Source organism: Hyphomonas sp. CY54-11-8 (genome assembly GCF_000682735.1).
Taxonomy (GTDB): domain Bacteria; phylum Pseudomonadota; class Alphaproteobacteria; order Caulobacterales; family Hyphomonadaceae; genus Hyphomonas.
Window position 1 is genome coordinate 1 of sequence record NZ_AWFD01000021.1, and the last position, 3291, is coordinate 3291.

The window sequence follows — 3291 nt, forward strand, 5'->3', positions numbered from 1 at the left end:
TCAACAAGGTTGGAGAAATCAGAAACTATGTAAAGACAGGCCAAGGCTCCTTCATCGAGGCTGTTCTGTCACCGGAACTCTACGACCACTTCGATTACTTTGCCCTGCAAGAAGGAGACAGTAGTGAAATTGGCCTCGCACAGTATGACTTTTGGTACATTAATGAGACTGGTCGTTGGGAATATGGCGCGGACTACTGGAACAAGCTCGTGCACCAATATGTCCCTGCCTTTTTGGTCGGCCGCGAGTCAAAAGAGAGCTTGAAAATAGACAGCTTGAGTCAGCGATTGCGACTTGGTACCGAGGAAGGAGCGTTTTCCCTCGGATCCACACGCACCGGCTTCTCCGACACTTATCGCAACTTCGGACCATTGGGCGCAATTGTATTCTGGATCATTGGATATGGGTTTGGGTCACTTTATTCAATAGCCACGTCTGGCTCTTTGTTTGGCCAATATTACTACCTTATTCTACTCGCGGATGGGATCAAAAGCATCACCCACGACACCGCAGAACTACTGCGTGCCCTGCCATTCATTTTGGGCGTGTCTTTGATTGTGATGATATTCGCTCGCCGCCGCCCCCGAGTAAGGCGCAACATCACAAATAGTGGCCGCCTTCCGAATTCATGGGTGGACACAAATCGGAATGACTAGCCGAATCTGCGCCACGCACATCAATCAGCTTCTGAATAGAAGCAGACATAAATTTCTTTCATTCATCCCCGATGGAGGGTGAAACCATTCGGCTCTTAATACTCACCCTTCAAATTTCCCCGTACCACGATGCGCGCTACGATGCCGCGACAGCGGAGTTTGAGGAAGTTCACGTTGTCTCCACACTAAATGTCGGAGATTTTAGCGAATTTATTGCAGAGTCCTTTGGAAACTACTTCCTCCACAAATTGTTTCATGGGCAAAATGAGTATTTGACAGCGGTGACTTCTGGATCCCTCGCAACTCAGGTCCAGAATACCATCAAGGCAATAGACCCCGACGTTGTAGCTGTGGCTGGTTGGGCAGCACCTGAAAGCATTGCCGCAATGCATCACTGCAGGAGACACCGTATACCTACCATTATCATGTCCGAGTCACAGGAAGATGATGCCAAACGCTCCTTGTTGCGTGAATCCGTAAAGCGCCGTCTAGTCTCTCAATTCAATGCGGCACTAGTCGGCGGCCCAACACATGCCCAATACATCAATAAACTCGGCATTCCGTGCGAACGAATCCATTATGGTTACAATGCCGTTGACAACGAGCATTTCGCCATGGGGGCCGCATCAGCCCTACAAGACCCGCATAATGTACGTCTACAACACAATTTGCCGAAACGTTACATTTTGGCCTCTGCTCGGTTCATCCAAAAAAAGAACATTCCGTCTCTAATATCCGCCTACGCATCAGCGCGAAAATTAAACCCTACAGCGCCCGATCTTGTGGTTCTTGGCGACGGGCCTGAGCGTAAGGTCATTGAAGCGACAATTGCACGTGAACGTGTGGGCAAATACGTACATTTACAAGGCTTTGTAAGCTATGATCGTCTTCCGGCTTTTTACGGGTTATCAGAAGGGTTCGTACATGTATCGCTGATTGAGCAATGGGGCCTTGTGATCAATGAGGCTTTGGCGGCGGGCGTGCCTGTAATTGCCTCGAATACCTGCGGCGCAGCTCGGACGGTCATACAAGATGGGCAATCTGGAATTCTTACTGATATCAGCACAGATGCAATCACGAAATCTTTAGTTCAATTCTTTAGAATGCCCTCCCAGGAGCGAAGCGCCATGGCTCGAGCCGGCGCAAATGCAATCAATGCTTGGGGACCTCAGCGTTTTGGGTGTGGCATGAAGGCCGCCGCAGAAAGCGCATTTGCGGCACCAATGCGGGGCCCAATAGCGCCCTGGGACAGGATACTTGTGAAACATTTCCAGAGACGAGTTTTGAATGATGTTGCCTAACCCCGTAAATTCTAAGATGCAATTGAATCAAATTGAATCAAATTTAGAATCCTACAACGCTGCGGACCTGAAGGTTGCTATTGTCTCTGCCAACCTTTCACGCATGGCAGGTGGCATTTTACCTATTATGCAGCATCATGGAAAGGAGTTGAAACGACTCGGCATCAATGTAACTGCATTTGGATCAGGGAATATTCCCTCTACGGAGGACCTTAATGGATGGGGAGATGTTCCGATTGTTGTAAAAAGACCATGGATGGAAAAGTTTGCTTTTGCCCCAGGACTTTTCGAGTCGATCAACAGAGCGGATCCTGATTTGGTTCATCAGCATGCCCTTTGGCAGTATCCATCCGTTGCAGTGTCGACTTGGCGCCGAAAGTTGCGAAAGCCGGTAATCATATCCACGCAAGGAATGCTGGAACCTTGGGCCCTTTCTCATTCTCGCGCCAAGAAGCGGATAGCGGAGATACTGTTTGAAAGGCAAAATCTCGCAAACGCTTCTGTTATCCATTGTTCTCCAGCGGAAGTCCCAGGTGTTAGAGCGTTCGGTCTCAAAAACCCAATCGCAGTTCTACCAAATGGAGCCGTTCTACCTGATAAGAAGAATCTTCCGAGGCCTGAATTCCTCCCAAACGATGGCCGTAATACACTACTATTTTTGGGGCGCCTGCATCCCAAAAAGGGAATAATCGAGACTCTCTCCGGATTCGCCAATTTTAAAAAACTTACCCCAGAAATTGCAAGCAGATGGCAACTTGTTGTCGCGGGATGGGATGAGGGTGACCATCTCAAGCAACTCCTCTATGAGGTGGAGAATCTCGGGCTTCAAAATGATGTAGTATTCAGTGGGCCACAATTCGGTGAAGACAAAGATGCATTGTTAGCTTGGTCAAAGGCATTTGTACTTGCTTCGTACTCAGAAGGTTTTCCGATGGCAGTTTTGGAGGCTTGGGCAAACGCACTTCCAGTATTTATGACCCGCGAGTGCAACATCTTGGAAGGCTTTCAACATGGTGCCGCAGTGGAAATAACAACTTCACCTGGTAACATCGCCACTGCTTTTGCGGAGCATCTAGGAGCCGCAAACTTAGCCGAAATGGGGTCGAGGGGGCGCTCGCTTGTTACCGAACGGTTCACGTGGCCAGTGATTACGAAAGAAATTCTCGCTGTGTATAAATGGGCACTCGGAAGCGGACCGAAGCCAGATTGTATTGACATCTCTTGAGGCTAGTTTGGAGCAAGCCCCCCCCCCTCGCAGGGGGCAGAAGTTGAGTCATTTTCTAACCTGCCTCTTCCGATACATTGCTACCCACACCGACCAAGATGAGCACAAT

At 49.2% G+C, this 3291-nt stretch carries 3 protein-coding genes; all 3 read left to right on the forward strand.

Translation table 11 applies throughout. The annotated features are described in order from the left end of the window. Window positions 1-656, forward strand: a 656-nt coding sequence (locus HY17_RS20380) for a hypothetical protein (RefSeq protein WP_034766615.1), incomplete at its 5' end; no start/stop codon positions are given. A gap of 71 nt (window positions 657-727) precedes the next feature. Then, complete coding sequence (locus tag HY17_RS11210) at window positions 728-1957, forward strand: glycosyltransferase family 4 protein (RefSeq protein ID WP_051600005.1); 1230 nt, start codon at window positions 728-730, stop codon at window positions 1955-1957. Continuing rightward, window positions 1944-3182, forward strand: a complete 1239-nt coding sequence (locus HY17_RS19995; protein ID WP_081813108.1) for a glycosyltransferase — start codon at window positions 1944-1946, stop codon at window positions 3180-3182. The genes HY17_RS11210 and HY17_RS19995 overlap by 14 nt, the downstream gene beginning before the upstream one ends. The last annotated feature ends 109 nt before the right edge of the window (window positions 3183-3291 follow it).